Annotated in this window: 6 protein-coding genes; 4 read left to right on the top strand and 2 right to left on the bottom strand. The window is 70.4% G+C overall.

Annotated features, from left to right (window positions below):
• Nucleotides 1-151 precede the first annotated feature (151 nt).
• Nucleotides 152-1,888, bottom strand: coding sequence for a CpaF family protein (locus D7V97_RS38760; RefSeq protein ID WP_120615617.1), 1,737 nt, complete (start codon nt 1,886-1,888; stop codon nt 152-154).
• 145 nt (nt 1,889-2,033) lie between these two features.
• Between D7V97_RS38760 and D7V97_RS38755 the strand changes: the two genes are divergently transcribed.
• The 4 genes from D7V97_RS38755 to D7V97_RS38740 all read left to right on the top strand — a co-directional run bounded on the left by D7V97_RS38755 (nt 2,034) and on the right by D7V97_RS38740 (nt 5,077).
• The gene (locus D7V97_RS38755) at nt 2,034-2,786 is read left to right on the top strand and encodes a hypothetical protein (RefSeq protein ID WP_120615616.1); all 753 of its coding nucleotides are present in this window, start codon (nt 2,034-2,036) and stop codon (nt 2,784-2,786) included.
• The gene (locus D7V97_RS38750) at nt 2,783-3,346 is read left to right on the top strand and encodes a hypothetical protein (protein ID WP_120615615.1); all 564 of its coding nucleotides are present in this window, start codon (nt 2,783-2,785) and stop codon (nt 3,344-3,346) included. Before D7V97_RS38755 ends, D7V97_RS38750 begins: the two co-directional genes overlap by 4 nt.
• Nucleotides 3,347-3,457: 111 nt before the next feature.
• A complete protein-coding gene (locus D7V97_RS38745; protein ID WP_120615614.1) occupies nt 3,458-4,135 on the top strand; it encodes a uracil-DNA glycosylase in 678 nt (225 codons plus the stop codon).
• Nucleotides 4,136-4,273: 138 nt separating this feature from the next.
• Nucleotides 4,274-5,077: an acyl-CoA thioesterase II gene (locus tag D7V97_RS38740; protein ID WP_120615618.1), complete on the top strand. Its 804-nt coding sequence runs from the start codon at nt 4,274-4,276 to the stop codon at nt 5,075-5,077.
• Between the two features lie 7 nt (nt 5,078-5,084).
• On the opposite strand, the gene D7V97_RS38735 is transcribed toward D7V97_RS38740, so the two are convergent.
• On the bottom strand, nt 5,085-5,810 hold the full coding sequence (locus D7V97_RS38735) for an endonuclease/exonuclease/phosphatase family protein (protein ID WP_158623542.1): 726 nt from the start codon (nt 5,808-5,810) through the stop codon (nt 5,085-5,087).
• Between the last annotated feature and the right edge of the window lie 184 nt (nt 5,811-5,994).

Raw genomic sequence — 5,994 nt, 5'->3', positions numbered from 1 at the left:
TCTACACCCTAGAGTTCGTCGGCAGCGTCAGATGGGTATAAGAGACAGCCCCGATGTCCGACGTCAGGCGTCACCCGTGGATGTTTCACGGTGTCATGGCCTGAGAAACCTGGCGGGTCCCCAGGGCTCCACGGACACAGCCCGCAGGCGTCTAGCGGCGCGGACGCTCCGGCGGCGCCGGGCGGATCTGCGTCTTCTCCGACGTGTTCAGCTCCGTCTTCGGTCCCACGTCGTCCTCGTCGTCGTCTTCGGGCGGCGGCGGGGGGAGCGGGCGTCGCGGCGGCGTGACACCCGGACGCAGGTTGTTGGTCGGCGGGACGGAGCGCGCGGGCGCGGGCGGTGGACGTCGCGGCGGCGGGGTCTGCCGGGCGGGGAGCTCGTCCGCGAGCAGGTCCTCGGACACCTGGACCAGCGGCTCCGAGGCATGCGCGTGGTCCGCCTCCGCGGCGAACGGGTTGCGCGTGGGCGGCGGCGTCTTGTCGTCGTCCGAGACGTCCGGCGGCGGCCGGGGCGGCAGCGAGGGGCGCAGCGCCGGAGCGGCCTTCGCGGGCGTCGCGACGGGCGCCTTGGCGGGCACCTGCACCTGCACCGGGGCGGGTGCTGCCGGCTTGGCGGCGGCGTGGCCGGAGACGGGGCCGTCCGGGGCGGCGTTCTTGAGGAGCTGTTCGAAGCGGGCCCAGTCCTCCTTGAAGTGCGCCGGATCCGGCAGGCCCTGCTCGCGGTGCTTCAGGGACGGGGCCCAGCGCAGGGCGTACGCCTCGCCGACCTGGAAGCTGGGCGGGGGCGGCACGCCGTAAGTGGCCGGGTCGAAGAAGGCGTCGTCCAGGTCCTCGAAGCCGTACGCGCGCGCCTTGTGGACGAAGTTGGGGATGATGCCGGTGGGCGCGTGGTAGCCCAGGATGTTGCCGTGCTCGTCCTTGGAGACGGGCGTGAAGACGAAGATGTCCTGCGTGCGGTACTCGCCCTTCTCCGTGAGCGGGAGCACCTCCGACAGGGCAATCGTCTTGCGGCTGCCGTCGTGGAGGCGCTCGCAGCAGATGACGAAGTTGATGGCGCTGGCCACCTGCGCGCGCACGGCGACCATGGGCAGGTCCACGGGCGACATCAGGCAGAGGGACTCAATGCGGCGCAGCGTGTCCGTGGGCGTGTTCGCGTGCGTCGTCGCCAGCGAGCCGCCGTGGCCGGTGTTCATGGCCTGCATCAGGTAGAAGGCCTCGCCGCCGCGCACCTCGCCGACCACGATGCGGTCCGGGCGCAGACGCAGCGCGGAGTGCAGCAGGTCTCCCATGTCCACGCCGCCCTTGCCGAACTTGTCGGGGGGGCGGGATTCGAAGGCCACGATGTGGGACTGGTTGAGCTGGAGCTCGGCGGAGTCCTCGATGGTGAGGATGCGCTCCTCGTCGGGGATGAGCGACGAGACGATGTTGAGCAGCGTCGTCTTGCCGGAGCCGGTGCCGCCGGCCACCAGCATGTTGAGCTTGGTGGCGATGCCCGCCTCGATGAGGCGCGCCATGGGCTTGGTGAGCGACTTGAACTTCAAGAGCGAGTCGATGCTCAGCTTGTCCTTGAAGAACTTGCGGATGGAGATGGTGGTGCCGTTGCGCGCGATGGGCGGAATCACCACGTGGATGCGGCTGCCGTCGGGCAGGCGCGCGTCCAGGCGGGGGCGCTCGTCGCTGAGCGGGCGGCCCACGAACTGCGCCATGTTGCGCGCGGCACCAATCAGGCCTTCCTCGGAGAAGGCGGCATCCGTCTTGGTGAGGCGGCCCTTGCGTTCGATCCACACGTCGGTGGGGCCGTTGATCATGATTTCCGACACCGACTCGTCGTCCAGGTAGGGCAGGACGGGCTTGAGGAAGGCGCGGAGCGACTCGGTGTACATCGTCATGGCGCCGGCAAGGCTAGCGCGCCCCGGCGCCGGCCCCAAGCGCCCGACCTGACTGCCTGCTCGCTTTCCGGTTCGGCGGCCCGGCATCATGGGGGCCCCCTGGCGTGCGCCCACCGCCTGTTTCGAAAGGAAGAGGTGCCGGCGCATGCACGGTTCCTGGTGGTGGTGTGCCTGGCTGTGCTGGCTCGGGGGATGTGCATCGTCCGCCGCGCTCGATCCGGACCTCGTGCGGCCTGCCGCCGGAGCCGCCTTCCTGGAGGAACTGCCGGGTCCGCTGTTGGGTCCGTTCGATTCGCCCTCGGATGCACTCCTGGCCGCCTGCGGGAAGATCCTGTCGAAGCCCCACGCGAGCTCAGGCCGCGCGGACCATCCGGGCTTCGATGCCCGCTGGCGGGTCTCCAGCGAATACTGTGCCTGGCTGTACTACACGCCGGATGATCACTACGTTGTCAGCCGCCTCACGGACCAGTCGAGGGTCGATCCCGCGCAGCGAAGCAAGAGCTGCCTGCTGCCGTCCCGGGTCGTCGACGCGCGGTATCCTCCGGAAGCCCTTCGCTACATCTACGCCCTCCACAACCACCCCTATGGAAGCGCGCTGTCCTCCAATGACCTGCGCTTCATCGTCTCCGAGGGCCGGGTGCATGGCTTCGAGAGCGAGACGAAGACCGGACGCGTGCGGCTCTCCATCGTCGCGTTCTTCTCGAACGCTGTGGAGCCATCATCGTGTGACGGCTTCCACCAGTTCATCCCCCTCACCGGCCAGGTGTTGAAGTGGACGCGCGCTGCGTCGGGGTGGAGGTGCGAGCAGACAGGCCGTGTCACGTGGCACGATGTGGAGGCCTTGGACTTCACGATCGAGAAACTTCACGGCCCTTGTCTGCGAGGGACAGGACCATGAGGCGCCTGCTGCTCGTGGGGGCACTGCTGCTCGCCGGGTGCCCGCGGCGCCAGGGGACTTCGTCCGCGTCATCGCCCGAGGACCTGTCCATCGTCTTCCCGGACTTCTCCACGCGGCAGGCACTGTCCGTCGGCGCGCCGGGAACGACGTATGCGCTGGACGGGGCCCTGCTTCGCGCCGTGTTCGTGGCGGCCGATGCGTTCCTTCCCCGGGAGCAGGAGGACCGGTCGTGCTGGAGTCGGCGGGAGGCCTGGCGCTTCCGGATCCTCCGCGAGGGAGACATCGCCTTCGTCCGCATGGACGCGGATCCCCGCGCCTGTGCACCGGGCGTGCTCCTGTTGGATGGAGGGGCCACCTACGCCGTCAGGCTCTCCGATGGGCGCATCCTGCGCCGGCTCCACGATGGAGAACCCGTCGGCACGCCCCTCCCTGGCAGCCCCGATGCAGGGGCTATCGATGGGCCCTCGGACCCGTCCATCCCCGTGGGCGATACCACCTGGGGCGAAGCACATCCCGCGTTCCCCTCCCAGTGGCGGGACGCCGGGACGCCCGCGCCCTGAGCGGCCCGCCCCCACCGCAACGTTCGCCGCTCAGCGCCCTGTTGCAATCACGGCCGCTTCCAGGTCGGAGGCGCGGGTTAGTAGGGTGCGGCTTCACGGAGGGATGCAACGATGCTGGCGGACGGGTTGCCCGAAGACTGGAAGAAGGTGCTGCATGACGCCATCCACGCGCCGTCGTTCAAGGAACTGGAGCGCTTCGTCCGCGAGGAGCGTAGGGAACACACCGTGTTCCCCTCGGAGGCCGACATGTTCTCCGCCTTCCGCCTCACGCCCTATGACGACGTGCGCGTGCTGCTCCTGGGCCAGGACCCGTACCACGGCCCCAAGCAGGCCCACGGTCTGGCCTTCTCCGTCCAGCCCGGCGTGCCGCCTCCGCCCTCGCTCGTGAACATGTTCAAGGAGCTCCAGAGCGACCTGGGCGCGCCCAGGCCGCGCGACGGGTCCCTCATCCCGTGGGCGAAGCAGGGCGTGCTCCTGCTCAACACCGTGCTCACCGTGCGCCAGGCCCAGCCCAACAGCCACGCGAAGCACGGCTGGGAGCACTTCACCGACGCCGTCATCCGCGCCGTGAGCGACAAGACCGACCCCGTCGTGTTCCTCCTCTGGGGCAAGCCCGCCCAGAAGAAGAAGGCGCTCATCGACACGAAGCGCCACGTCGTCATGGAAGGCGTGCACCCCTCGCCGCTGTCCGCCAGCAAGGGGTTCTTCGGCAGCAAGCCCTTCAGCACCACGAACGCCGCGCTCGAGGCCCGGGGACAACGCCCCATCGACTGGACCCTGCCCGCGTAGGCTTGCCGACGGGCCCGGGGCAGAACCACATGGACGTGCTGCCCGTCCTGATCATGGGAAGCCTGTGGCTTTGGGTGCTCCACCGCATCGAACAGGACGCGTCCTACCGGGGATGATGCGACTAGGATGCGGCGCATCATGACCGCCGCCTTCCTCGCCGCCACCCTCGTTGAACCGCTCGCTCCGGGGCACTACCGCTCGCGCTACGAGGCCGCCTGGTATCAGGGCCGCGGGGCCTATGGCGGCGTGGTGGCGGGGCAGGTGATGCGCGCGCTGGAGCACCACCTGGGTGACGCCCGGCGGCCGGTGCGCTCGCTCACGGTGCACTTCTGCTCGCCCGCGGCGGAGGGCGTGGCGGACGTGCACACCCGCATCGAGCGCGCCGGCAAGCTCGTCACCCACGCCACCGCTCGCGTGGAGAGCGCGGGCGTCGTCGTGGCCGTCGCCACCGCGACGTTCGGTGCCGCGCGCGGCGGGGCTCCCGGCTACCTGGACTTCGTCATGCCGGAGGTGCCCGCCCCGGAGACGCTCACGCCCGTGGACGCGGACGCGCCCATGCCGGACTTCTGCCGCTTCTTCGAGTACCGCTACTGCGTGGGTTCGCCGCCGTACTCGGGCGCGGCGGTGGCGGAGGTGGGGGGCTGGCTGCGGCCTCGCGACGCCACGGTGCTGGACGCGGCCCTGTGCGTGGGCTTGATGGACGCGTATCCGCCGTCGGTGCTGTCGCGGATGGACGGCTTCCGCGCCGCCGCCACGGTGGACTTCACCGTGCAGTTCTTCCAGACGTTCCCGCTCGCGGGCAGCGCGCTGGACATGCACTACCTGCGCACCGGCCGCTCGCGCCAGGCCGCCGAGGGCTACACCGAGGAGTCCCAGCTGCTCTGGACCCGGGACGGCACGCTGCTCGCGCAGTGCCGGCAGCTCATCGCCGTGCTCGGTTGAAGCCGCTTCAGCCCGTCAACTCCGCCACCACCGCGTGGTGGTCGGAGACGGCCTCCGGCAGCCGCGCGTACCGCGTGAAGCGCAGCGAGGCGGAGGCGAGGATCAGGTCCAGCCGCTGATGCGCCCGGGGCTGGGGCCAGGTGGGCTCGGCTCCGGGCGGCGTGTGGAGTCCCAGCGCTGCGCACAGGCGCGCCACGGGGCCGTCGTGGACCGTGTCCTCCGCGTTGAAGTCGCCCAGCAGCACGCGGGGCCGCTCGGGTCGCTGGCGCAGGGCGTGGATGATCAGGTCCGCCTGCCGCTGTCGCACGGGCGCGGAGAACGGATCCAGGTGCAGCGAGACAACGTCGGTCCCGCTCGCGAGCGTGGCGACGACGTAACCCTTGTCCACGCGCCGGTCGCGGCCGAAGTGCGCGGAGTCGCGCGCCTCCAGCGGATGGTGGGACAGCAGCGCGGTGCCCTGCGCGAACAGTCGGCGCACCGCGGAATGCACGCCGTGGTGCACGTGCGGATAACCCGCCCGCGCGGCGATGCGGTCCACCTGATCCACCTGCCCGCTGAAGAGGCTGGCGCGGTCCACCTCCTGCAACCCCACCACGTCCGCGGCCTCGCGCTGAAGCAGCGCCGCCACCGCGTCCAGCGTGCCCAGCAGCGCCGAGCGCCGTCGCAGGAAGGGCAGCGGCACCGCGAAGGGTGCGCCGTGGGCCACGTTCAGGGTGAGGACCTTGAGTCGCACCGCGCACCAGGGAATCGCACCGCATCAGGAAATCGCACTGCTCCAGGGGGAACACGGAGCCGCGTGCGCGGGCAAGTCCGGAAGTGTGGAGCAGGCCGCCCGGGCCCTGGACAATCGTTGGAGGCAAGGGTTGTCAAACCCTGCGCCCGCTGGGGAGACAGGCGGGGTGCTGTCTCTTATACAC

Origin of the sequence: Corallococcus sp. CA053C (assembly GCF_003611675.1) — a bacterium.
GTDB lineage: Bacteria > Myxococcota > Myxococcia > Myxococcales > Myxococcaceae > Corallococcus.
Note: the sequence above shows the minus strand (reverse complement) of the source record. Positions and strands in the feature narration are given on the sequence as shown.